Annotated in this window: 20 protein-coding genes; 14 read left to right on the forward strand and 6 right to left on the reverse strand. The window is 67.6% G+C overall.

Annotated features, from left to right (window positions below; all coding sequences use genetic code 11):
• Positions 1-8: 8 nt before the first annotated feature.
• Positions 9-1,520, forward strand: a complete 1,512-nt coding sequence (locus ACFVMC_RS16160) for an LCP family protein (protein ID WP_379211531.1) — start codon at positions 9-11, stop codon at positions 1,518-1,520.
• A 3-nt stretch (positions 1,521-1,523) separates the two neighbouring features.
• Here ACFVMC_RS16160 and ACFVMC_RS16165 read toward each other — a convergent pair whose 3' ends face one another.
• Entirely contained in the window at positions 1,524-1,775 is a 252-nt protein-coding gene (locus ACFVMC_RS16165) for a hypothetical protein (RefSeq protein ID WP_379210923.1), read from the reverse strand.
• A 128-nt stretch (positions 1,776-1,903) separates the two neighbouring features.
• Positions 1,904-2,164: a 30S ribosomal protein S20 gene (rpsT, locus tag ACFVMC_RS16170; protein ID WP_379210925.1), complete on the reverse strand. Its 261-nt coding sequence runs from the start codon at positions 2,162-2,164 to the stop codon at positions 1,904-1,906.
• 275 nt (positions 2,165-2,439) lie between these two features.
• Between rpsT and ACFVMC_RS16175 the strand changes: the two genes are divergently transcribed.
• Positions 2,440-3,279 carry an aquaporin gene (locus tag ACFVMC_RS16175; protein WP_379210927.1) on the forward strand — a complete coding sequence of 280 codons (840 nt, stop codon included), beginning with the start codon at positions 2,440-2,442 and terminating at the stop codon, positions 3,277-3,279.
• Between the two features lie 50 nt (positions 3,280-3,329).
• Here the strand turns inward: ACFVMC_RS16175 and ACFVMC_RS16180 are convergent, their stop codons facing one another.
• Positions 3,330-3,842, reverse strand: a complete 513-nt coding sequence (locus ACFVMC_RS16180; protein ID WP_379210929.1) for a type II toxin-antitoxin system PemK/MazF family toxin — start codon at positions 3,840-3,842, stop codon at positions 3,330-3,332.
• A 240-nt stretch (positions 3,843-4,082) separates the two neighbouring features.
• Here ACFVMC_RS16180 and ACFVMC_RS16185 point away from each other — a divergent pair, with 240 nt between their 5' ends.
• Complete coding sequence (locus tag ACFVMC_RS16185; RefSeq protein ID WP_379210931.1) at positions 4,083-4,790, forward strand: DUF4328 domain-containing protein; 708 nt, start codon at positions 4,083-4,085, stop codon at positions 4,788-4,790.
• Positions 4,791-4,798: 8 nt separating this feature from the next.
• Here ACFVMC_RS16185 and ACFVMC_RS16190 read toward each other — a convergent pair whose 3' ends face one another.
• On the reverse strand, positions 4,799-5,554 hold the full coding sequence (locus tag ACFVMC_RS16190; RefSeq protein ID WP_379210932.1) for an SDR family oxidoreductase: 756 nt from the start codon (positions 5,552-5,554) through the stop codon (positions 4,799-4,801).
• Positions 5,555-5,863: 309 nt separating this feature from the next.
• Here ACFVMC_RS16190 and ACFVMC_RS16195 point away from each other — a divergent pair, with 309 nt between their 5' ends.
• The 4 genes from ACFVMC_RS16195 to ACFVMC_RS16210 all read left to right on the forward strand — a co-directional run bounded on the left by ACFVMC_RS16195 (position 5,864) and on the right by ACFVMC_RS16210 (position 13,247).
• Positions 5,864-7,093, forward strand: coding sequence for a PQQ-binding-like beta-propeller repeat protein (locus ACFVMC_RS16195; protein ID WP_379210934.1), 1,230 nt, complete (start codon positions 5,864-5,866; stop codon positions 7,091-7,093).
• 118 nt (positions 7,094-7,211) lie between these two features.
• Positions 7,212-9,077: a translation elongation factor 4 gene (gene lepA, locus ACFVMC_RS16200; protein ID WP_379211533.1), complete on the forward strand. Its 1,866-nt coding sequence runs from the start codon at positions 7,212-7,214 to the stop codon at positions 9,075-9,077.
• A 223-nt stretch (positions 9,078-9,300) separates the two neighbouring features.
• Positions 9,301-11,382 carry a hypothetical protein gene (locus ACFVMC_RS16205; RefSeq protein WP_379210936.1) on the forward strand — a complete coding sequence of 694 codons (2,082 nt, stop codon included), beginning with the start codon at positions 9,301-9,303 and terminating at the stop codon, positions 11,380-11,382.
• Positions 11,383-11,441: 59 nt separating this feature from the next.
• A complete protein-coding gene (locus ACFVMC_RS16210) occupies positions 11,442-13,247 on the forward strand; it encodes a GTP-binding protein (RefSeq protein WP_379210938.1) in 1,806 nt (601 codons plus the stop codon).
• Positions 13,248-13,255: 8 nt separating this feature from the next.
• On the opposite strand, the gene ACFVMC_RS16215 is transcribed toward ACFVMC_RS16210, so the two are convergent.
• The gene (locus ACFVMC_RS16215) at positions 13,256-15,226 is read right to left on the reverse strand and encodes a glycoside hydrolase family 15 protein (RefSeq protein ID WP_379210940.1); all 1,971 of its coding nucleotides are present in this window, start codon (positions 15,224-15,226) and stop codon (positions 13,256-13,258) included.
• Positions 15,227-15,340: 114 nt separating this feature from the next.
• Between ACFVMC_RS16215 and ACFVMC_RS16220 the strand changes: the two genes are divergently transcribed.
• Positions 15,341-15,625 carry a hypothetical protein gene (locus ACFVMC_RS16220; protein WP_379210942.1) on the forward strand — a complete coding sequence of 95 codons (285 nt, stop codon included), beginning with the start codon at positions 15,341-15,343 and terminating at the stop codon, positions 15,623-15,625.
• Positions 15,626-15,691: 66 nt separating this feature from the next.
• Here ACFVMC_RS16220 and ACFVMC_RS16225 read toward each other — a convergent pair whose 3' ends face one another.
• Complete coding sequence (locus tag ACFVMC_RS16225) at positions 15,692-16,756, reverse strand: M48 family metallopeptidase (RefSeq protein ID WP_379210944.1); 1,065 nt, start codon at positions 16,754-16,756, stop codon at positions 15,692-15,694.
• A gap of 65 nt (positions 16,757-16,821) precedes the next feature.
• Here ACFVMC_RS16225 and ACFVMC_RS16230 point away from each other — a divergent pair, with 65 nt between their 5' ends.
• The 6 genes from ACFVMC_RS16230 to ACFVMC_RS16255 all read left to right on the forward strand — a co-directional run bounded on the left by ACFVMC_RS16230 (position 16,822) and on the right by ACFVMC_RS16255 (position 22,527).
• Positions 16,822-16,911, forward strand: a complete 90-nt coding sequence (locus ACFVMC_RS16230) for an Ms4533A family Cys-rich leader peptide (RefSeq protein WP_309546086.1) — start codon at positions 16,822-16,824, stop codon at positions 16,909-16,911.
• 199 nt (positions 16,912-17,110) lie between these two features.
• Entirely contained in the window at positions 17,111-18,157 is a 1,047-nt protein-coding gene (locus ACFVMC_RS16235) for a sulfate ABC transporter substrate-binding protein (RefSeq protein WP_379210946.1), read from the forward strand.
• A gap of 80 nt (positions 18,158-18,237) precedes the next feature.
• Complete coding sequence (gene cysT, locus ACFVMC_RS16240) at positions 18,238-19,110, forward strand: sulfate ABC transporter permease subunit CysT (protein ID WP_379210948.1); 873 nt, start codon at positions 18,238-18,240, stop codon at positions 19,108-19,110.
• A complete protein-coding gene (gene cysW / locus ACFVMC_RS16245; RefSeq protein ID WP_379210950.1) occupies positions 19,107-19,913 on the forward strand; it encodes a sulfate ABC transporter permease subunit CysW in 807 nt (268 codons plus the stop codon). The genes cysT and cysW overlap by 4 nt, the downstream gene beginning before the upstream one ends.
• On the forward strand, positions 19,910-20,905 hold the full coding sequence (locus tag ACFVMC_RS16250; protein WP_379210951.1) for a sulfate/molybdate ABC transporter ATP-binding protein: 996 nt from the start codon (positions 19,910-19,912) through the stop codon (positions 20,903-20,905). The genes cysW and ACFVMC_RS16250 overlap by 4 nt, the downstream gene beginning before the upstream one ends.
• A 440-nt stretch (positions 20,906-21,345) precedes the next feature.
• Positions 21,346-22,527, forward strand: coding sequence for an Hsp70 family protein (locus tag ACFVMC_RS16255; protein WP_379210953.1), 1,182 nt, complete (start codon positions 21,346-21,348; stop codon positions 22,525-22,527).
• The last annotated feature ends 27 nt before the right edge of the window (positions 22,528-22,554 follow it).

Genomic DNA, 22,554 nt, shown 5'->3' on the forward strand with positions numbered 1-22,554 from the left:
GGGTGGCTATGGACGAATACGCGAGACCACAATCCGAATTCGATGACTCCGAGCGTGCCGGTTACCGGCACGCTCGCCGTTTGTCCGCCCGACGACGCGGCACGCATCGAGGTCGAGGCGTCACCAAGGCGCTGGCGGCCACGCTCTCGGCGGTGGTGCTCGGTGGCACCGCGGTCGGCTGGGCCACCGAGAGCAGTTTCGACAACGGCTTCGGCCGCTCCGATGCCATCGGCGACGGACCGCGCTCACTCGACGGCGCGATGAACATCCTGCTGATCGGCTTGGACAGCCGCAAGGATCTCGACGGCAACGATCTGCCCCGGCACCTGCTGGACAAGTTGCACGCCGGTGACGGCCAGGAAGGCGGCTACAACGCCAATACCCTGATCCTGGTGCATGTCCCGGCCGACATGAAGAAGATCACCGCGGTCTCGATTCCCCGCGACGACTACGTGGCTGTGTCCGGGATCCCCGGCTATCCCAAGGTCAAGATCAAGGAAGCCTACGGCCTGAAGAAGGCCGCGGTGGAGAACCAGCTGGCCGCCGAGGGCATGACCGACCCGAAGGCCCTGGAGTTCGCCAGCCGGGAAGCGGGCCGCGCGTCGGTCGTCAGCGCCGTGCGTGATCTGACGGGCGTCCCGATCGACCGGTTCGCCGAGGTGAGCCTGGCCGGGTTCTACGACCTGGCGGATGCGCTCGGTGGCGTGGAGGTCTGTTTGAAACAGCCGGTCCAGGATCTCGAGTACTCGGGCGCGAACTTCCCGGCGGGCCGACAGCGCCTGAATCCGGAGCAGTCGCTGGCCTTCGTCCGGCAGCGCCACGGCCTGGACAACGGAGACCTGGATCGCACGCACCGTCAGCAGGCCTTCCTGACCTCGGTGGCACTGGATCTGCAACGGTCGGGCACGTTCACCGATGTGGGCAAGCTGTCGGCGCTGATGGATGCCGCGCACCGTGATGTCGTGCTCTCACAGGGCTGGAACGTGACCGATTTCCTGCGCACCGTCGGGGCGGCCGGGAGCCCGGCGGTCCAGTTCCGCACCCTGCCGATCCTGCGGTACGACGTGGTGGACGGCCAGGATGTGAATGTCGTCGACCCGGCCGCGATCCGCCGCGAGGTCGCCGCCGCGTTCCGAGACACCCCCGCCGCCCGGTCCGCGCCGACCGGCACGGTCGACGTGGTCAATTCCGGTGCGGCCGACGGTGCGGCCGCGACCCTGTCCGACGACCTACTCGCGCGCGGCTACGCGAAAGGCACCGTCGGCAACGGCCCGGCCCTGACCGCGACATCCACGATCCAGTACGCCCCGGGCGCCGAAGCGGAAGCCGAGCAGCTGGCCGCCGTCCTGGGTCTACCGATCGCCGAATCCGCCTCGGTGGCCGCCGGTCACCTGAAGGTCGTGCTGGGCACCGACTTCCGTGCGACGACACAGGCTCCGGCCGCGACGAGCACGGCTCCGGATGTCGGCAAACCGGTAGACACCAGCATTGCGGGCGACGCCATCCCCTGTGTGAACTGACCCCTACTCGCCGGCGACGGCGGCGAAGATCGAATCCTCCTCGTCGTCGGATTCGTCGTAGCGGCCTTCCCACTCGTCGTAGGCCGGGACTTCCTCGTCTCGGGTGACGATCCACTCCAGCGACTGGACACCGTCCTCATCGGGCACCAGGACATTTTCGATCTTGATCCCGATCCCGAGTACCTCGGCGGCTCGAATCACCTCCGGCAGATCCTCGGCCCTGACCACAGTCTGATTCGCGTACACGGTAACCATGCGCGGAATGGTAGCGGCACCGACCGACAGCTCGGCAACTATCCGGTGAACTGCCTGTACGGGGCCCGGGCACGACAAAAGCCGCCGTGGTCGTCAAAGCCACGGCGGCTGCGTCTACTAGCGGAAGATCAGAGCTTGTTCAGCGCCAGCGCCAGCGCCGACTTCTTGTTGGCGGCCTGGTTGGCGTGGATGACACCCTTGGAGGCGGCCTTGTCCAGCTTCTTGCTGGCGGCCTGCAGACGCACGGTGGCGGCGTCCTTGTCGCCGGAGGCAGCGGCCTCGCGGAAGCTGCGGATCGCGGTGCGCAGGGCGGACTTGACCGACTGGTTGCGCTTGCGAGCAGCCTCGTTGGTACGGATCCGCTTCATCTGGGACTTGATGTTGGCCACGCCTGTTTCCTCGTGTTCCTTCGCTGGGGGTCTGTGCTGGACAGAATCTGTAAAAGCAAGTCGTTCGCGTGCGACATACCCGGAGTTTTCCGGTCAGGCAACGCCGAAGATCAAGGGTACCAGTCACCCTCCAGGGCACGAAATCGGCGCTCGATCTCCCGGGAATCGTAGCGGTCGAGCGGTAAGTTCAGCCGAGAACGTCCCGCCTCCCGGCGCGGCCGTGGCTCGATGTTTCCAGCGGTATCTCGTCCCCAGTGACCGGCGGAAGGTGAGAGATGTCTGACGAGGAACGGGAAGTTGTGATCGAGGAGGTCGTCGAATCCGGCGGCGGGCCCGGACAGATCTATCCGCAGGTCCCGGAAGGGTTTGTGGAGATCCCGGAGGGCAAGAAGTTCGCGGCCGAGACACTGGGCACCTTCATCCTGGTGATCGGCGGCGTCGGCACCGCGGTGCTGGCGGGGGAGCGGGTCGGCGCGCTCGGCGTGGCGCTGGCCTTCGGCCTGACGCTGATGTTCCTGGTGTACGCGATCGGCCCGATCTCGGGCTGCCACGTCAATCCGGCGGTCACGCTGGGCCAGCTGCTGATGGGCCGGATGTCCACCCGTAGCGCGGTCGGGTACTGGATCGCCCAGGTGGTCGGCGGTCTGCTGGCCGGCCTGGTGCTGTTCGCGCTCGCGAAGAATCTGCCGTCCTACGACCGCGGCATCAACGGCCTCGGCGCGAACGGCTGGGGCGCGCACAGCCCGTCCGCGCAGACCGGCCCGCTCGGCGAGATCGTGGTGCAGAACGGGTACGGCATGGCCTCGATGATCATCATCGAGGTGATGTTGACCGCGCTGCTGGTCTTCGTGGTGCTGGCCTCCACCGACCAGATCTCCGACGCGCCGCTGGCCGGTCTGTCGATCGGTGTCACCCTGGCCGTCATCCACCTGATCTCGATTCCGGTCGACAACACCTCGGTGAACCCGGCGCGCAGCCTCGCGGTCGCCTGGTACCAGGACGGTGCGCCCGGTCAGGTGTGGGCGTTCATCGTGTTCCCGCTGATCGGCGGTGTGCTCGGAGCGCTGGTGTACGCGATGATCTTCGGTCGCGGCACCCGCGAGACGGTGGTCTAGCACGAGGATCGTCGACCCCGATCCGGCTGCCGGATCGGGGTCGATTCGCGTCAGCTCCAGTGGTATTCGATGACGAGCCGGTGGGCGACCAGGTCGAACATCTTGCGCGGCACGATCGCCCCCTCGCGGCGGATGCCGGCCTCCGGCACGTCGAGCACTCGATCCAGCCGGACCCAGCTGGGCCGCCCTTCGTGATCCCAGCTGCCGCTGCCGATCCCGACCCAGTTGTGGTCGTCGGCGCGTTCGGCGTTGGAGGACAGCATCAGCCCGAGCAGGGTGTCGCGGTCGCGTCCGACCACGAGTACCGGCCGATCCTTGCCGTTGTTCGGGTCTTCCTCGTAAGGCACCCAGGTCCAGACGATTTCGCCGGGATCGGCGCGACCGTCCAGCTGCGGGCTGTAGACCACCTGGCGGGCGCGGTGCGCGGTCGGCACGGGCGTGGACGCGGCGGGCCGCACGGCGATCTCGGGGTCGCGGCGTCCCTTCCGTCTGCTGATCTTCGGGCCCTGCGCTTTGGCGATGAGGCCGAGTTGCTTGCCGATCGTGTTCCAAGTGCGGGCCATTCATGGATGGTAACGGCGGGGCACGGTCTTCTCATCCGCGTGGATTGTCTTGGGTTGCCGCAGAATTGCCTGAGGGTGCAAATATTTTCGTTGAGATGTCACACGAATCAGCTTGGTACCGAACGTATTTCAGCTGTGAAACACCGTTGACTTGGGTCGACGTACGGCGCATCCTGGTACGCAATTCTCGTTATGTCGGAGAGATGTAATGCAAAAAATTGCGTATAGGAACGGCACATCATGACCAACCCAACTTCGACCATCGCCGTGCGCCCCATCCGAGTCCTCGGAAACTGGGCGCTCGGCCTGATCGCCGCGACGCTCGCCCTGACCTTCCTGGTCACGATCACCGACGCGATCGCGTTGGCGGACTTCGAAAATCAGTGGGCGCGACCGCAAGTACGCGGCGACGACCTCCAGGAATGGCAGTCCAATGTCGCACTGGCGGGCATGCAGTGGCTGGCACTGCTCGCCGCTGCGATCGTCTTCACCGCCTGGCTGTGGCGGGCACGCCGCAATGCCGAGGCACTGTGCACGGCGCGTCATCATCTACCGATCGGCTGGGTGATCGGCGGATGGATCTGTCCCATCGTCAGCTTCTGGTTCCCCGCCTGGATCCTGACCGATGTGGTGCGCGCCAGCGACCCGCGGACCCCGCCGGATACCGCGGACCTGTCCCAGCGTCCGGTCGACGGGCTGGTCATCGGCTGGTGGCTGATGTTCATGCTCACGTGGGTGCTCGCGATCGTGGCCGCCCCGTTGAGCGCGCCCGAACTGCGATCACAAACCACCGACGAGTACTTCATGTACGCCAGCGCCCCGCGCGGCGGCTGGGGCCTGATCGCGGTGGAGTTTCTCCAGGACGTGGCACTGGCCGGGGCGGCGGCCTGCCTCGCCGCCGTCGTCCTGCGGGTAGGTCGATGGCAGCAGGAGCGGGCCGCCGCATAGTCGAACCGCTACCAGGGCACCGGGCCGTCGGCGGCGAAGAACCCGCCGGTCGGTCCGTCGGCGGGGACGGTGGCCAGCCGGACCAGGACGGCAGCGCCCTCGGCGACGGTCAGGAATCCGGTGTGGTCATTGCTGTCGGTGTCGACGTAGCCGGGCGCGACGGCGTTGACCAGGATCCCGTCCTTGCGAAACTCGTTGGCGTACTGGACGGTCAGCGCGGTGAGCGCGGATTTGGACGGGGTGTAGGCGGCCGAGGGCAGCAGTCCGGCGAAGGGGCCTTCGGGGTCGCTGAGCAGGGTGATCGAGGCCGCGTGGCTGGCGACGTTGACGATGCGCGGGGCGGGGGAGTGGCGCAGCAGCGGCAGCATCGCGTTGGTCACCGCGATCACGCCGAACACATTCGTCTCGAACACCGATCGGACCATGTCCAGGTCGACGGTGCTCGGCACCTGGTCGAACGCCCGGCTCGGGTCGACCTGGCCGGAGCCGGTGATCCCGGCATTGTTGATCAGCACATCGAGTTTGCCGAAGCGCTCGGTTATCTGCCGTGCGGCCGCAGCGATCGTCTCCGGGTCGGTGACGTCGAGGGTGACCGCGTGCGCGTCGCCGCCGCCGACGCGCAGGTCTGCCGCCGCCCGCTCGCCGCGCTCGGGATCCCGCGCACCGATCACGACCGTCATCCCCAGCGCCGCAAGCTGTTCGGCCGCGCCGCGCCCGATCCCCTTGTTGGCCCCGGTGATCAGTGCGATCTGCTGTGTACTCATGTCGTCCTCGCTGGTCGTCTGGAATGGGAACGACCATGAGATGCCGACGACCGACTTCCTGTGACAGGCCTGGCCTGTGGCGAACCCCACCCCGCTGACTCGCGGAACGGAAGCCGCGCCGACACGACGTGCGCCGATCGCGTCCGGATAAATGACATTGACCGCCTGCCACGGCGTTGCGACGATGGGCGAAAGACAGTCCGGGGGACGACATTGCGTACAACGGCAATCATCGGGACGATCGCAGCACTGCTCACCGTGACCGCTTGCGATCGGGAGCCTGCTTCACCGCAGTCCACGACATCGACGGTGACGACTACCGCTCGAGTGTCGACGGTCGATCCGAACTGGAAATCCAACGAGGCGACCGGTTCGGTGTCGGAGATTTTCGTGGCCGGGAACACGGTGTTGACACAACGACCGGACGCCGTGGTGGCGCTCGGTCGGGAATGGGGTCGTCCGCTGTGGCAGCGGGCCGATCGAAATCCGTATTCGGACACGCAGGTTCAGGTCAGCGGTTCGCTCGCTGTCCTCATCGACAGCGCCCCGGGGCAGGCCGGCCAGCTCGAATTCGAGGTCATCGACGTCGAGACCGGCCGAATGGTATGGCAGGGCAACGCATCTGGCGTCGACGTCTACGAGACGGCGATATACCTCAGAGACTGCGGCGAGACGTGTACGACAATGCGCCACGACATCCGTGATGGCAGGCCGACGTGGCCGAGATCGATTCCCGGTCATCTCGACTCCCGGCCGAGCGGCTTCGATTTCGGGCCGGCCCTGCCCGAAACCCCCTATCTCGCCTTCGCTCCGCCCTCGCCGCCGTTGTCGAGCACGGTGTGGACACGGCTCGAACCGAGCACCGGCGCAGTGCGTCCCGCCTATGCCGCGAACTACGGGTGGGGGGCGCTGAGTGTCGGCGACCTGCTGATCGTCCCCGATTTCGACCTCCATGTGGAAGACGGCGAATGCCCCTTGGCGCTCCAGGCATACGACGGCCACACCGGTTCGGTCCTTTACACCTCCACTCTCTACAGCGGGTTCCTCCCGAAGAACAATTGCGACGGGCGCCGCACCTGGCGCATGATCGACGGCGACGACGACTCCGGTACGCGCCTGCGAACTGTCACCGGATCACGCATGGCGGCCGTCGACGCCGCCGGCGCGGCCCAGCTGTTCGATCTCGTGACCGGAAGACCGGTCTGGCAATCCGGTATCCGCGGCACGCCATACGACGTCGACGACCGTTCCGTGGTCGTCGTCGAGCGAGGTGGTGTAGCCGGTTTCGCCCTGCTGGACGTCGAAACCGGCGAACACCAGCGGTCGGTGCCCTTGTCCGACCTCAGCCCTTCGCGGCTCGACCTGGTCGGCGACCGAGTCGTAGTCGATGGCACCTCCGGCGACGGCTCGTCGCGAGTGGATGTGTACGACCGTACGACCGGTCGCGTACTGGCCAGCTATCGAGGCCAACTGCTGGGAGCCGGGCCGGATTGGCTCGCGACGAAACACGGCGGCGTACTCGAGTTCCACCACACGTGAGCACATATCGGGAAACCGGTCGCCGATCCGGTACCGCGCACCGCTGGGATGAGAATGGGATGGCTTGCGACCTGCGGGCCGAGGCCCTGTAGCCGCATGGGATCATGGACACCGCCGAATCCCCCTTCCGACCAGGAGCCCCGTGCCTAGCTTCGCCGACACGACGTTCACCGATCCCGCCCGGATCCGGAACTTCTGCATTATCGCGCACATCGACCACGGCAAGTCGACGCTCGCCGATCGGATGCTGCAGCTCACCGGTGTGGTCGAGGAGCGGGCGATGCGTGCCCAGTATCTGGACCGGATGGATATCGAGCGTGAGCGCGGTATCACGATCAAGGCGCAGAATGTGCGGCTGCCGTGGAGTGTCGACGGCGAGGACTACGTCCTGCACATGATCGACACGCCGGGGCACGTCGACTTCACCTACGAGGTCTCGCGGGCGCTCGAGGCGTGTGAGGGTGCGATCCTGCTGGTCGACGCCGCCCAGGGTATCGAGGCGCAGACGCTGGCGAATCTATATCTGGCGATGGAACGCGACCTGGTGATCATCCCGGTGCTGAACAAGATCGACCTGCCCGCCGCCGACCCGGATCGCTACGCCGCCGAGATAGCCCACATCGTGGGCTGCGAACCCGAGGACGTGCTGCGCGTCTCGGGCAAGACCGGCGTCGGTGTCGCCGAGCTGCTGAACAAGGTGATCGCCGAGGTCCCCGCGCCGGTCGGTGACGCCGAGGCTCCGGCTCGCGCGCTGATCTTCGACTCGGTCTACGACACCTACCGCGGCGTGGTCACCTACGTGCGTGTGGTCGACGGCAAGCTCACCCCGCGCCAGAAGATCAAGATGATGTCCACCGGCGCCCAGCACGAACTGCTCGAGATCGGCATCGTCTCGCCCGAACCCAAGCCCACCCAGGGCCTCGGCGTCGGCGAGGTGGGATACCTGATCACCGGCGTGAAGGACGTGCGCCAGTCCAAGGTCGGTGACACCGTTACTTCCGCGCGCGACGGCGCGGTCGAGGCGCTGGCCGGTTATCAGGAACCGCGGCCGATGGTCTACTCCGGCCTGTACCCGGTGGACGGCTCCGATTACCCCGATCTGCGTGACGCGCTGGACAAACTCCAGCTCAACGACGCGGCCCTGACCTATGTGCCGGAGACCTCGGTGGCGCTGGGTTTCGGTTTCCGCTGTGGCTTCCTCGGCCTGCTGCACATGGAGATCACCCGCGAACGGTTGCAGCGCGAGTTCGGCCTCGACCTGATCTCCACCGCGCCCAACGTGATCTACCGGGTGGTGATGGAGGACGGCGCCGAGCACATCGTCACGAACCCGTCGTACTGGCCGGAAGGTAAGGTGCGCCAGACTTTCGAGCCGGTGACCAAGTGCACCGTGATCGCGCCGAGCGAGTTCGTCGGCACCATCATGGAGTTGTGCCAGAGCCGCCGCGGTGAGTTGCTCGGCATGGACTACCTGTCGGAGACGCGGGTGGAGATGCGCTACACGCTGCCGATGGCCGAGATCATCTTCGACTTCTTCGATTCGCTCAAGTCGCGGACTCGCGGCTACGCGTCGCTGGATTACGAGGAGGCGGGCGAGCAGTCCTCGGCGCTGGTGAAGGTGGACATCCTGTTGCAGGGTGAGGCCGTGGACGCGTTCAGTGCCATCGTGCACAAGGACGCGGCCCAGGCCTACGGCAACAAGATGACCACCAAGCTGCGCGAGCTCATTCCGCGTCAGCAGTTCGAGGTGCCGATCCAGGCCGCGATCGGTTCGAAGATCATTGCGCGCGAGAACATTCGCGCGATCCGCAAGGACGTGCTGGCCAAATGCTACGGCGGTGACATCAGCCGTAAACGCAAGCTGCTGGAGAAGCAGAAGGAAGGCAAGAAGCGGATGAAGACGATCGGCCGCGTCGATGTGCCGCAGGAGGCGTTCGTCGCCGCGCTGTCCTCCGACGCCGCCTCGGACAAGCCGAAGAAGTAACGCCCATCCCTGCCGTTCGCGCTGGTGGCGGGTCCGGCCCGCCCTGGAAGAAGGGGCTTGTCGGTCGGTTTTGCGAATGGCAGGGTAATGGTGCTCGTCACCGTCGCGCCTCCGATCTCATTGGAGGATGTGACAGTTGGGTTCTGCGCAAATATCCTCGAGTGATCTTCACTCGGTCGGGGCCCGGTGGTGAGGACGCTGGAACCGAGATGTGGAGCCTTGCATGACGCGTGATCTGCCCTTCGACGGCGACGACCTCGAAGCGGACGAGGCATCCGGTGATACCGCCTATCGCGTGGCCACCGGGGTGGCCAGGGTGGCGCGTGGCGGCGCCTATGTCACCGGCGGCGCCCTGATCGCGTCCAACGGCGGTGAGATGCCCGCGCATCCCGGTGACGCTCGCTTGGACAGCTGGAGCACCGGCTGGGCGCACCCCGCGCCCGCCGATCCCGATCCGGATGTCCCGAGTCCGGTGGTGACCTTCCCGGATCCGGAACCGACCTGGAACCCGCCCGCGCCGATCCAGACCTTCCCGCTGCCCGAACCGGCTCCGGCACAACCGAAATGGATCGAGATCGACAGCCGCGCCGCCTGGCATTCCGGCGACGGCGAGGGCTCGTCCTGGTTCAACGCCGACGAGCCCGGTGCGGAGTCCTCGTCGCCGGGGTGGCTGGATTCGAGTGTGCAGGCCAGTCCGAGCGCGCCCGGCCCGATGGACTGGCTGGATAATCCGGGCCCGACCCTGCCGGGGCACTCCAGCCCGTTCGGCACGCCCGGTAGCAGCCCGTTCGACGGTATCGGCCCGTTCGACGGCACCAACTTCCTGAAGCTGCCCAAGTTGCCGACCTCCGGCCGGGCCGAGGACGTCAGCCACGAGACGCCCGATCACCAGGAGAGTTTCGACCCGGAAATCTCCGATCGATCCGATTCCACCGCCCTGCTCGACGCCAAGCCCTGGGGTGTGGGCAGTGTCTTCGACGGCAGTACGGACAACGGCAGCCTGTTCGACGGTATCGGCGACGAGGGCGGCGTTTTCTTCATCGTCTCCTCCAGTGCGGAACTGGATGCCGAGTTCACCTTCGATATCGGCGTGAACGAGCAGGAGGGGCTGTATCTGCACACCCAGTCCAGGCTCGAAGCGTCCGCGGAGGTGTCGGTGCGGACGAACGTCGGCGATCAGCTCGATCAGTTCTCGGACTGGCTGGACAGCAAGCCCTCGGTCGGGAGCGTTGCGGCGAAGCCGACCGACCAGGCCGGCTCGGTGAATTCGGGGCTGGGCACGGGCAGCGGCACGCACAGTGCGGTCGGCCCGGTACAGCCCGCGGCACCCGCGATGGCCGCGCCCGCTCCGGCTCCGGTCGCGCCGATGGCGGTCGCTCCCGTGGTCCCTGCTCCCGCCGCCCCGGCACCGGTTGTGCACGCGCCGGTCGCTCCGGCGGCGGTCGCACCCGCCGCGATCGCGCCGGTCGCCGTCGCGCAGCCCGTGGTGGCGACCCCGTTGCAGACGACCATCCAGCCCGACGTCGCGAGCACCCCGATCGCCAATGTGCTCACCGGACCGACCGGCGCCTCGCCGCTGACCGCGCCCGCCGCCATCGTGCCCGCCCTGTTCGATCCGCCGACGTCGATCCCGGCCGTTCCGATCAAGCTCGATCCGCTGCCCGTCGCCCCGGGGAACGCGGGCCCGATCACCGAACTGCCGACCACGATCACCAATTCGGTCCCGATACCGTCGACCGGAACCACCATCGATCCGACCACGGTGCGGCTTCCGGATCTGGGCGACATCACCAAGACCCCGGGTGCCACGGTCACCCTCCCGACCATCGATCCGGGCGGCACCACCGTCACCAAGATCCCCGGCGTCACCCTCACGCCGAGCGCGCCCGCCACCCGGCCCGCGCCGACCAACGATCCGGACGTGACCAAGCCCAGCGTGCCGTCCAGTCAGCCGACGGTCGACCTGCCCACCTCGGTGGAAATGCCCACGGCCGACGTACCCACCTCGGTGGAACTGCCGACCGTTTCGCTACCCTCGCAGCCGACCATGACGCACAGTGTGCCGACCAAGGTGCCGACCATCGACGCCGATCCGCCGCCGGTTCAGATCCCGACCCAGCAGCTGCCGGTCACGCCGATCAAGCCGCTGCCGACCGCGGTGAACCCGAAGCCGATCAGCGACACCGTCGACCATCAGCCGGTCTACGGCGATCACCTGATGCTCGCCGCGGGACTGCCGGGCGGTGTGCTGCCGCAGGATCTGCTGCCGGCGCACCACGATGGGACCGACATCACGTTGCTGTAGTGCCCGCACCGGGTACCAAGCCGAACGACGTCACGAACAGATCGAATTAAGGAGGAGGGTTGTCTGCCGCAGCAGGGCTGAAGGCCGCGACGGTGAAACATCCGGACGCGATGGCCCCGCTCATCCGCATACTGGACGAACTGCGGGAGATGGCCCGAGCAGCGGGCCGCGACGATCTCGGGGGCCGTTTGGGCATGGTGCGCGCGCGGGTCACCGATCCGCGAGTACGCCTGGTTGTCGTGGGTGAGCCGAAACATGGGATGAGCACGCTGGTCAACAGCCTGGTCGGGGCGCCGGTCAGCGCGACCGACTCGGCGTTGAGCGTGCCGGTGATCGTCGAGTACGGGCCGAAGTCCTCGGCGAATCTGGTGCAGTCACGCGGCAACGGCCAGGTCGAGCGCCAGGCCGTGGATCCGCTGAATCCTGGGCCCGCGCTGGCCGCGCAGGGCGTGGTGCGCGCGGAGTTCACCGAACCCAGCCCGCTGCTCGCCGACGGCATCGTGGTGATGGACGCACCGGGTGCGGCGGGGGACGAGCACACCAAGTGGTCGATGATCGCCGCGGCCGATGCCGTGCTGTACGTGGTCGACGCGGGTCGCGAGCTGGCGCCGCCGCAGCTGGAACATCTGCAGCGCATCCAGCAGCTGTGCCCGACGGTGATCTGCGTGCTCAACAAGATCGATCGTTACCCGCAGTGGTCGCATGTGCAGCAACGCAATCGGGATCTGCTGGACGCGGCCGGTCTCGGCTTCGCGGTGGCGCCGGTGTCGGCGCTGTTGCACCAGCAGGCCGAGACCTCCGGTGACTATCAGCGCGATATCGAATCCGGGATGCCGCAGCTCATCGACCATCTGCGCGACTATGTGGTCTCGCGCGCCGATGCCGTCGCGATCGAGGCGGCGGTGCGCGATATCCGGCTGGTCACCGATCATCTGGCGGTGACGACGCGCTCGGAGGCCGAGGCGTTGCGAGATCCGCGTCGCCGGGCCGAGGTGACCGAGCAGTTGTCGGCGGCGCGTAATCGGGCCGAGGAGTTGCGCCAGCGCACGGCCAGCTGGCAGGTCACCCTGATGGACGGCGCCGCCGAGCTGACCGCGGATGTCGAGCACGATCTGCGGCATCGCCTGCGCAGCCTGGTCCGGGAAGCCGAGGCCGAGATCGCCCAGACCGACCCGGCGCGGGGCTGGAAAGCCTTCGCCACCGAACTCGATGCGCGGATCTGCGAAGCCGTGGAGGCGAATTTCGCTATGGCGCACTACCGTTCGGTGGAGTTGTGCGAGCAGGTCGCCGCCCGGTTCCCGGCCGACCAGCGAACGCCGCCCCTGCCGGACATGAGATTGGACAACCCAGGCGAGGTGCTCGAGCCGGTAGCCGCGCTGGACTCGTTGGAAAGCGCGAAAACCGGCTTCACCCAACCATTCCTGTCCAGCCTGCTGCGGGCGTACGGTGGTCTGCTGATGGTGGGCGTGCTGACCAGCCTGCTCGGCATGCCGCTGGTGAACTGGTACTCCGGTGCGGCGGCGCTGTTGCTCGGCGCGAATGCCCTGTGGGAGGAGCGCAAGAACCGTCAGGCCCGGCGCCGTGCCGAAGCCAAGCTCGCCGTCGCCCGCCTGGTGGACGACGTGGTCTTCCAGGTCGGCAAGGATTCGCGAAACCGCTTGCGCGCCATGCAGCGCGCGCTCCGCGACCATTTCACCGATATCGCGAGTGACACCCTGCGCACCGCGGAGGAGTCGCTGCGCGCGGCCGAGGATGCCTTCGACAAGTACGGTGATCGCCGCGAGGAGCGCATCGCCGAACTCGACGGCCGGATGGGCAAACTGCGTGCCGTGCGTGCCGGCGCCGAGGAGCTGGTCGCGGCCTGACCGTGCCTTCAGCCCGGCTGGTTGGCCGGGCTGTGGGCGGGCCGGAAGTGCCCGGCCCCGTGCGATTCCTCGGCTCGGATGACGTGCGTGCAGGCGTTGATCAACGCCAGGTGGGTGAATGCCTGCGGGAAGTTGCCGAGGTGGCGTCCGCTGCGCGAGTCGATCTCCTCGGCGTAGAGCCGCAGCGGGCTGGCGTAGCCGAGCAGTCGTTCGCAGAGATGTTTGGCCCGTTCCAGTTCGCCGATCTCCACCAGCGCCGACACCAGCCAGAACGAGCAGATGGTGAAGGTCCCCTCGGCGCCGGACAGGCCGTCGTCGGTGGTCTCGGTGCGGTAGCGCAGCACCAGCCCGTTCTCGGTGAGGTGGTCGGCGATGGCGAGCACGGTGGCGCGGACCCGGTGGTCTTCGGGCGGCAGGAAGCGCAGCAGGACCACCAGCAGCAGCGAGGCGTCCAGGGTGTCGCCGCCGTAGGTCTGGGTGAACACGCCGTCGGCGGTGACGCCGTTGTCGAGGATGTCGGCCTTGATCTCCTCGGCGACCGCTGCCCATTCGCCGGCGTGGCGTAGTTGTCCGTGCAGTTCGGCCAGTTTCGCGCCGCGGTCCAGCGCCACCCAGCACATGACCTTGGACGAGGTGAAGTGCTGCGGTTCGCCGCGCACCTCCCAGATGCCGCGGTCGGGTTCGCGCCAGTGCGCGATGGCCGCGCGGACCTGCCGTTCCAGCAGCGGCCACAGGGTTTCGGGGACCTGCTGGCGGGATTTCACGTGCAGGTACACCGCGTCGAGCATGGTGCCCCAGATGTCGTGCTGGTCCTGGTTGTAGGCGCCGTTGCCGATCCGGACGGGTGTGGCCCGGTCGTAGCCCTGGAGGTGGTCCAGGGTGCTCTCGGTGAGTACGCGTTCACCGCCGATGCCGTAGAGCACTTGCAGCGGAACGGGTTTGCCGTTCTCGTCGGTGGTGGCGTCGTTGAGGAAGGCGAAGAAGTCGTCGGCTTCGCGGTCCAGGCCGAGGGTGTAGAGACCCCACAGCGCGAAGCTGGAGTCGCGCACCCAGCTGTAGCGGTAGTCCCAATTGCGTTGTCCGCCTGGTGTTTCCGGAAGCGAAGTGGTGGCGGCGGCCATCAGCGCGCCGGTGGGCGCGTAGGTGAGGCCCTTGAGGGTGAGCGCGCTGCGCTGCAGGTAGTTGCGCCACGGATGGTCCGGAAATTTGCCGAGCGTGATCCACTGCCGCCAGAACTCCGAGGTGGCCCACATCTTCTGCGCGGCCTCGGCGAAGGTGCGCGGGGCGGGCAGTTCGGTCCAGGTCAGGGCGACGAAGACCTCGTCGCCCTCCTTCATGCGGGTGCGCGCGCGAGCTTCGCGGCCCTCCAGGCCGAGTCGCAGGTCGGTGGTCAGCACCAGGCTCGGACCCGCACTGGGGTCGTCGCTGCGGACCGCGGTGGCCTCCTCGTAGACCTTGCCGGTGTACTCCCAGCGGGCGGTGGCGCGGTGATAGTCGAAGGCCGGTTCGCAGCTCAGTTCGAGGTTGACGGTGCCGCTCACGCATTTCACCGTGCGCAGCAGGATGTGTTCGGCGTCCCAGTCCATGGGGGTGCGGCGGTGCGAGCGGCTGCGCTGGTCGTTGTTGTGCCAGGGGCCGAGCACCAGGGCGTCGCGCACGATCAGCCAGCCGGTCTGGGTCTGCCAGGTGGTTTCCAGGATCATGCCGCCGGGCAGGTAGCGGCGCGCGGCGGGCACATTGATCCCGGACGGGCCGATCCGGAAGTGGCCGGCGCTGCGGTCCAGCATGGCGCCGAAGACGCTCGGCGAGTCCGGGCGCGGCACGCACATCCACTCGACCGAGCCGTTGGCCGCGATCAGGCAGGTGGTCTCGCAGTCGGACAGGAAGGCGTAGTCGTCGATCGGCGGATAGCTGCCGCGGTGCCCTGGCTGGGGCAGCCCAGGGTGTGTGGTGGTCTCGGTCGCATCGAAGGACGCCATACCTCATCTTGGGTCGCGACCGCCGCGGGCGTCCACCATCTGCGGCGAATTCGCCTGTCACCGCCGAGTCCGCGCCGTTGGCAGGCTCTCAGGATCGTTGACTAGGCTGGCGGCGTGCAGCGCATCGCAGGATGGTGGGACAGCTTCGAGCTGTGGGTAGCGGGATTGCCGTTCATCCCGCAGTTCCTCGTCGTGCTGGTCGGTATGGTCCCGATCAGCCTGGCCATCGCCTATCTGCTCGATCGCGGGGTGCGCCTGGCCATGGCGCTGCTGGGCCGTAACCGCGCCGCCGCCGTCACCCAGGCCGCCGATACCGCCGAGCTCGGTTTCCCCGAGCCGCCGCTGCGCATCCCCGACGATTTCGAGACGCTCGAGCACGCGCAGAGCGGGGTCCGCTGATGCCACGCTCGCGGGTTCAGCTCGCCCTGGTCGCTCTGCTCGTGCTCGTCGTCATCGCCTGGCTGTTTACTCGGTAGTCGTCGCGCCGTTGCGCCAATCATTGAGGCGCTTACCGAGTTTGGTCACGGTGTCGCCGACTTCCTGGCCCACCGTGCTGACCGCGGAGCCGACGTCCTTGCCGAGGTTGCGCACCGTGCGCACCAGCGGATCCTCGGATTGATCGAAGGTCTGCCGGTAGGAGCGGGCCGCCTCCCTGATCTCCGCGCTGATGCTGGCGTTCTTGTCGGTGTCGCGGTGCGGGTAGTGCCCGTTGACGATCCGGTCGTACTCCCCGGACTGGATCCAACGGCGTAGCTCGGCGGCCCGCAGCACCGAGAACGGATGCGATTGCAGTTCCAGGTTGAGCAGTTTGAGCACGCCGTCGCGCAGGTCGCCGGAGCGTTCGTAGTCGTCGGCCTGGGCCAGGAACGCGCCGTGGTTCATCTCGGTGACCCAGGTGCCGCCCGCGGTCTTCATGTGCACGCGCACCGACGCGTCCACGTCCTGCCCGCACAGCAGCCCGGCGCGGTCGCCGGACAGTTCGGATTTGCGGCTCCACTCCATCAGAGCCGCGACGATGGCGCGTAATGCCCAGCCGCCCACCGGCATCCAGCCGATATTGGCCGAGATGCGCAGTAGGTGCATGAGCATGGTGCGGTAGACGGCGTGCCCGGACAGCGCGTGCCCGAGTTCGTGACCGATCACGAACCGCAGTTCCTCGGTGTCCATCAGGTCGATCAGGCCCGTGGTGAGCACGATGAACGGCTTGTCCATGCCGATCGTGAGCGCGTTCACCTGCGGGCTCTGCAGGACGAACATCTCGGGTGTGGTGCGCGCGTCCAGGATGTCGACGCAGTCCTGCCGCAGCTGGTGCAGCGAGCGGAACTGGCGTTCGTCCACCCGGACCGCGGTGGCCAGGTAGAGCAGCCGGTGCTGCCGTTCCTGGAGCAGCCCGGACAGGGTGCGCAGGACGGTGTCGAAACCGGCCAGCGAGCGCAGTGTCACCAGGGCGGTGCGGTCGGCGGGATGCTCCCACGCGCGGGTACTGATTCCGGGCAGCCGGGTTCGGATGCGGTCCGGACTAGTGGTCATCGGTTCTAAACCCCCGTATTCATCAGGATTCGAAAGGCGAAGTGCGCCTCTGCTACAGTCTGCCTGTGTCTTCGAGTGCCGTCCCGCAGGTCCGCCATGAACTGGCGTTGATCGCGGTCGGCAATCTCGCGGTCGCGGACATCCTCTGTCGCTGATCGGCGACCGGATCCCGCCGCGCGTCCTGCCTTCCAGACTCGCGCGCTCCTGCGTGGCCGGATCCGAACCCCGACGGCCGATCGGCCGAGTCGCGCCACTGCTTCGGAGTATCCGCGGCAGGTCTACCGATTCCCCAGTTTTCTTTCCGCCATGATGTCCCGGATCGGGAATGGCGGCCCCAGGAAAGGTCCACCGGAGATGTCTCGCAACTCTTGGTTCAGCTCGCGACGCCGTTACGCGGCCGTCGCGCTCACTACGCTCGCGGCCGTCGCCCTGTCCGCGTGCAGCGGCGGAGCCAGTGACACCGTGGGTGGTACGGCCGCCGACGGTAGCGGCGGCACGCTGAACCTCTACGCCTACGCAGTGCCCAAGCCGGGCTTCGACAAGGTGGTGCCCGAGTTCAACAAGACCGAGGCGGGCAAGAACGTCGCGATCAACGCCTCCTACGGCGCCTCCGGCGACCAGTCGCGCAAGGTCAAGGACGGTGCCGAGGCCGACGTGGTGAATTTCTCGGTCGAGCCGGATATCACCCGCCTGGTCGACGCGGGTCTGGTCGACGCCGACTGGAACGCGGGCGCGACCAAGGGCATTCCGTTCGGTTCGGTGGTGGCCATCGTGGTGCGCAAGGGCAATCCGAAGGGCATCAAGGACTGGGACGATCTGTTGAAGCCGGGCATCGAGGTGGTCACCCCGAATCCGTTCAGCTCCGGATCGGCCAAGTGGAACCTGCTCGCGCCCTATGCCGCGAAGTCCGACGGCGGCAAGAACCCGCAGGCCGGCCTGGACTACCTGGGCCAGCTCATCTCCAAGGACCACGTGAAGGTGCAGCCGAAGTCCGGTCGCGAAGCCACCGAGACCTTCCTACAGGGCACCGGTGACGTGCTGCTGAGCTACGAGAACGAGGCGATCTTCTCCGAGCGCAACGGCGATCAGATCGAGCATGTCATCCCGCCGGTCACCTTCAAGATCGAGAACCCGGTCGCGGTGCTGAAGTCCAGCAAGAACCAGGAGAAGGCCGTCGCCTTCCGCGACTTCCTGTTCACCCCGGCCGGTCAGAAGGCCTGGGCGCAGGCCGGTTTCCGGCCGGTCGATCCGCAGGTCGCGGCCGAGTTCGCCAAGGACTTCCCGACGCCGGGCAAGCTCTGGACGATCGATGACCTGGGCGGCTGGAAGCAGGTCGACAAGGAACTGTTCGCCGCGAACAGCGGCTCGGTCGCGGTCATCTACGACAAGGCCACCAAGTAACCGGACCCGAGCGTGGCCTCGCGCACACCCGCGCGGGGCCATCGGGCCGGAGCTTCCAGGACACGGGATACTGATCGACTGTGACAGACAGCAACACCGCCGGGTTGGACAAACCGGCGCCCACCCCGGTCCGGCGTCCGCGCCTGTCCTGGCTGCGGGTGACCGGTTCGGTCGGCCCGCTCGGCATCGCGACCGCGGTGCTGTGGCTCAGCATCATCGTGCTGCTGCCGCTGGCGGCGCTCACCGTCACCTCCTTCGAGGACGGCTGGGCGGGTTTCTGGGACGCGGTGACCGCTCCCGCGGCGCTGGATTCGCTGCGGATCACGGTGCTGGTGTCGATCGTGGTCGCACTGCTCAACGTGTTCATGGGCACCCTGATCGCCTGGGTGCTGGTGCGGGACGACTTCCCGGGCAAGGGCATCGTGAACGCGCTGATCGATCTGCCGTTCGCGTTGCCGACCATCGTGGCCAGCATCGTGCTGCTGTCGCTGTACGGTCCGCAGAGTCCGGTCGATATCCAGCTCAACGCCACCCAGCCGGGGCTGGTGGTCGCGCTGGCCTTCGTGACCCTGCCGTTCGTGGTGCGCTCGGTGCAGCCGGTGCTGATCGAGGCCGACCGCGAGGTGGAACAGGCCGCGCTGTCGCTGGGCGCGGACAACTGGACCACATTCCGCCGCATCGTGCTGCCCACGCTGGCCCCGGCCATCATCAGCGGCGGCGGCCTGGCCTTCGCCCGCGCCATCGGCGAGTACGGTTCGGTGGTGCTGATCGGCGGCGCGATTCCGGGCGAGACCGAGATGGCCTCGCAATACATCCAGAAGCAGATCGAGATCGACCGGCCGGTGAACGCGGCCGCGGTCTCGGTGGCGCTGCTGGTGATCTCGTTCGCGACGCTGCTGGTGCTGCGTCTGCTGGCCGAGCGCAGCGCGCGGAAGGAACAGGCCGCCTCATGAATCTGTCCTGGCTGACCCGTATCTCGCTGCGTACCGTCGCGCTCGGCTATCTGGCCGTGCTGCTGGTGCTGCCGCTGGCGATCATCCTGTGGCGCACCTTCGGCGACGGTCTCGGCGCGTTCATCGATTCGATCAGTACACCCGCCGCGATCTCGGCGCTGAATCTGTCGCTGCTCATCGTCGCCATCGTGGTGCCGGTGAATGTCGTCTTCGGCATCGTCACCGCCCTGGCGCTGGTGCGCGGGCGGTTCCCGGGCCGCACCCTGGTGCAGGGCATCGTGGATCTGCCGTTCGCGGTGTCGCCGGTGGTGGTCGGTGTCGCGCTGATCCTGCTGTGGGGGGCCAACGGCTGGTTCGGCGGCCTGGAATCGGCCGGATTCAAGGTGATCTTCGGCCTGCCCGGCATGGTGATCGCCACCATCTTCGTGACGCTGCCGTTCGTGGTGCGCGAGGTGGAACCGGTGCTGCACGAGATCGGTGACGATCAGGAGCAGGCCGCGGCCACCCTGGGCGCGTCGCGCTGGCAGACGTTCTGGCGGATCACCCTGCCCGCGATCCGCTGGGGCCTGACCTACGGCGTGGTGCTGACCGTGGCCCGCGCGCTGGGCGAGTTCGGCGCGGTGATCATGGTGTCCTCGGCGCTGCCCGGCAAGTCGCAGACCCTGACCCTGCTGGTGCACGGCCGATACATCAATGACCACAACACTTTCGGCGCGTATGCCGCCGCGACCCTGCTGATGGGGATCGCCCTCGTGACCCTGCTGTTGATGACCCTCCTCGAACGTAAGCGTGGCGCCAAGTGATCACCGTGACCAATGCGCGGAAGAACTACGGTTCCTTCGCCGCCCTGAACGACGTCAGCATCGACATTCCGGCCGGTGAGCTGACTGCCCTGCTCGGGCCCTCCGGGTCCGGCAAGTCGACGCTGCTGCGCTCCATCGCGGGCCTGGAGTCCCTGGACGGCGGCATCGTCAGCATCGCCGGCAATGACGTCACCCATGTGCCGCCGCAGAAGCGCGATATCGGGTTCGTCTTCCAGCACTACGCGGCGTTCAAGCACATGACGGTGCGCGACAATGTGGCGTTCGGCCTGAAGATCCGCAAGCGTCCCAAGGCCGAAATCACCAAGAAGGTCGACGAACTGCTCGAGATCGTCGGCCTGGACGGCTTCCAGCACCGCTATCCGGCTCAGCTCTCGGGTGGGCAGCGCCAGCGTATGGCGCTGGCCCGGGCGCTCGCGGTGGATCCGCAGGTGCTGCTGCTGGACGAGCCGTTCGGCGCGCTGGACGCGAAAGTGCGCGCGGATCTGCGCAAGTGGCTGCGGCGGTTGCACGAGGAGGTCCATGTGACCACCGTGCTGGTCACCCATGACCAGGAGGAGGCCCTGGATGTGGCCGACCGGATCGCGGTCATGAACGCGGGCCGGATCGAGCAGGTGGGCAGCCCGGAGGACGTGTACGACCGGCCCGCCAACGAATTCGTCATGTCTTTTCTCGGCGATGTGGCCCGGCTCAACGGACATCTGGTGCGCCCGCACGATATTCGGGTCGGCCGGGATCCGAGCATGGCGCTGGCCGCGCACGAGGGCACCGCGGAATCGGCGGGAGTTACCCGCGCGACCGTGGAGCGCGTGGTGCATCTGGGTTTCGAAGTGCGTGTGGAATTGCGTAACGCGGCTACCGGAGATCTGTTCGCGGCCCAGGTCACCCGGGGTGACGCGGAGGCGCTGCGTTTGTCCGACGGTGAAACCGTTTATGCTCGGGCCACGCGAATTCCGGAATTGCCCGCCGGATAATTCGGTGCGATTATCGATTTCGCCGGAACTTTGTGCGGCGCGCCGTCCCGAATGTCCGGCTCGGTGAATTGGCTGTGTTCGAATAGCAATTCGCCCGCGGTAATACCGGCCGGTTGTGCGGACGACCGGCCGGGGGAGTGTTAGGGGGCGATCCGGGGCGCGGGAACGTGTACCTCCCGGTTGCCCGGACGATGCGGGCTCGCCGAGTGCTCGGATCGGATCGGCGCTCGAAATCCGGCGCGCCAGAGCAAGATCCGTCGGCCGACCCTGCCGCTGGCATTTCCATGCAGGTCACGACCGGTGCCGTGCGATCGGCAGCAACGCGTGTCAGTGCGGCGGTGTAGCGGACAATAGGTTGTCCGGTGGTTGGCAGGCGGGTCGCCGAGTGGTTGCGTGAGGGGTATTCGAAGCAAATCGGCTCGGCGATCAGGTGGATTGCGATGGCGGTTGGTCTGGGTTTGAGCATCGGTACGGTCAATACGGTTTCCGCACTGGCCGGCGAACGATCCGCCAAATCGCCGCCGGGGCGACGCCGAATCCCCGATCGGAGTTCCGCGCAGACGCGGCGCACCACACTGACTTTCGACAGCACCGGTCTGGCCCGGGTCGGGCTGATTCCCCGGCACGGGCGCGCCATCACCGAATTCGCCGATCTGAGTCAGCGCACCGCGCGCTCGGCCCGGGTCGGGCACCGCGCGCTCACCGCCGCGGATCTCGTTGCCACCGTGGCCGATTGCCTGATCATCGAGGCGCGACGCGATCCGCGCGCGGTGGCCGCGGGCATCACGCTGACCCATCCGGCGGCCTACACCGAGTCCCACCTCGCGGAGTTGCGCGCGGCGCTGGACGCTCTCGGCCTGGACCGGGTGGCGCTGGTTCCCGAGCCGATCGCGGCGGCGGCCTGGCTGGAGGCCGAGCGCGGTCCGCTCATGCCCGGGCTGGCGCTGGTCTACGACCTGGGCGGGTCCAGTCTGGACGTGACGCTGGTGCGCGTCGGCGCGGGGCGGCCCGAGCGGCCGATCGTCGGCGTGCCGGTGCGATCGACCGAGTTCGGCGGCCGTGCCTTCGGTGCGCTGGTCGCGGCCCGGGCTGGCGGCAGCGGTCGCACCACCCACCTATCCGGAGCGGTGCGTGGCGCGACCGCCGATGAATTGCGTGTCGATCATGTGCGCGCGTCGCTGGAGCTGGTCTACCGCTGTCTTGGCCTGGCCGATGTGACCATGGCCGATGTGGATTGTGTGCTGGTGGTCGGGGGAGCGGCGCGTCCGCCCGAGGTGCCGCGCCTGCTGGCCGAGGTGCTGGCCCGTCCGGTGGTGGTGGCTCCTGATCCGGAGCGCACCATCGCCGACGGCGCGGCCATCCTGGCCCGGGGTACGGCCACCGATCCGAGTGCCGCGCCGTCGCGGCGGCGGTCGGGCGCGCATCGCCGGGTGGTGGACGCCGAGCTGGTGCCGTCCTGGCTGCGGGTGCCGCAGCGGTCGCGGACGACGCGGGCGCTGCTGTTCACCCGCCGTACCCGGCGCAGACTCACCCGGGCGGCGACCGCGGTGGGTATGTCGGCGGGCGGAGTCGCACTCGCGTTCGCCCTGCCGGCCGATGCGGTCATCGCCAGCTTGCGATAACACAGTTCGGACCGGAAAACTTGCGAA

Source organism: Nocardia sp. NPDC127579 (genome assembly GCF_042672005.1).
Lineage (GTDB): Bacteria > Actinomycetota > Actinomycetes > Mycobacteriales > Mycobacteriaceae > Nocardia.

Bases quoted from the DNA above. Each gene is read 5' to 3' on its own strand.
- ACFVMC_RS16160 (WP_379211531.1), top strand. From the start codon at position 9: ATGGACGAATACGCGAGACCACAATCCGAATTCGATGACTCCGAGCGT.
- ACFVMC_RS16165 (WP_379210923.1), bottom strand. From the start codon at position 1,775: ATGGTTACCGTGTACGCGAATCAGACTGTGGTCAGGGCCGAGGATCTG.
- ACFVMC_RS16175 (WP_379210927.1), top strand. From the start codon at position 2,440: ATGTCTGACGAGGAACGGGAAGTTGTGATCGAGGAGGTCGTCGAATCC.
- ACFVMC_RS16180 (WP_379210929.1), bottom strand. From the start codon at position 3,842: ATGGCCCGCACTTGGAACACGATCGGCAAGCAACTCGGCCTCATCGCC.
- ACFVMC_RS16185 (WP_379210931.1), top strand. From the start codon at position 4,083: ATGACCAACCCAACTTCGACCATCGCCGTGCGCCCCATCCGAGTCCTC.
- ACFVMC_RS16190 (WP_379210932.1), bottom strand. From the start codon at position 5,554: ATGAGTACACAGCAGATCGCACTGATCACCGGGGCCAACAAGGGGATC.
- ACFVMC_RS16205 (WP_379210936.1), top strand. From the start codon at position 9,301: ATGACGCGTGATCTGCCCTTCGACGGCGACGACCTCGAAGCGGACGAG.
- ACFVMC_RS16215 (WP_379210940.1), bottom strand. From the start codon at position 15,226: ATGGCGTCCTTCGATGCGACCGAGACCACCACACACCCTGGGCTGCCC.
- ACFVMC_RS16225 (WP_379210944.1), bottom strand. From the start codon at position 16,756: ATGACCACTAGTCCGGACCGCATCCGAACCCGGCTGCCCGGAATCAGT.
- ACFVMC_RS16235 (WP_379210946.1), top strand. From the start codon at position 17,111: ATGTCTCGCAACTCTTGGTTCAGCTCGCGACGCCGTTACGCGGCCGTC.
- cysW (WP_379210950.1), top strand. From the start codon at position 19,107: ATGAATCTGTCCTGGCTGACCCGTATCTCGCTGCGTACCGTCGCGCTC.
- ACFVMC_RS16255 (WP_379210953.1), top strand. From the start codon at position 21,346: ATGGCGGTTGGTCTGGGTTTGAGCATCGGTACGGTCAATACGGTTTCC.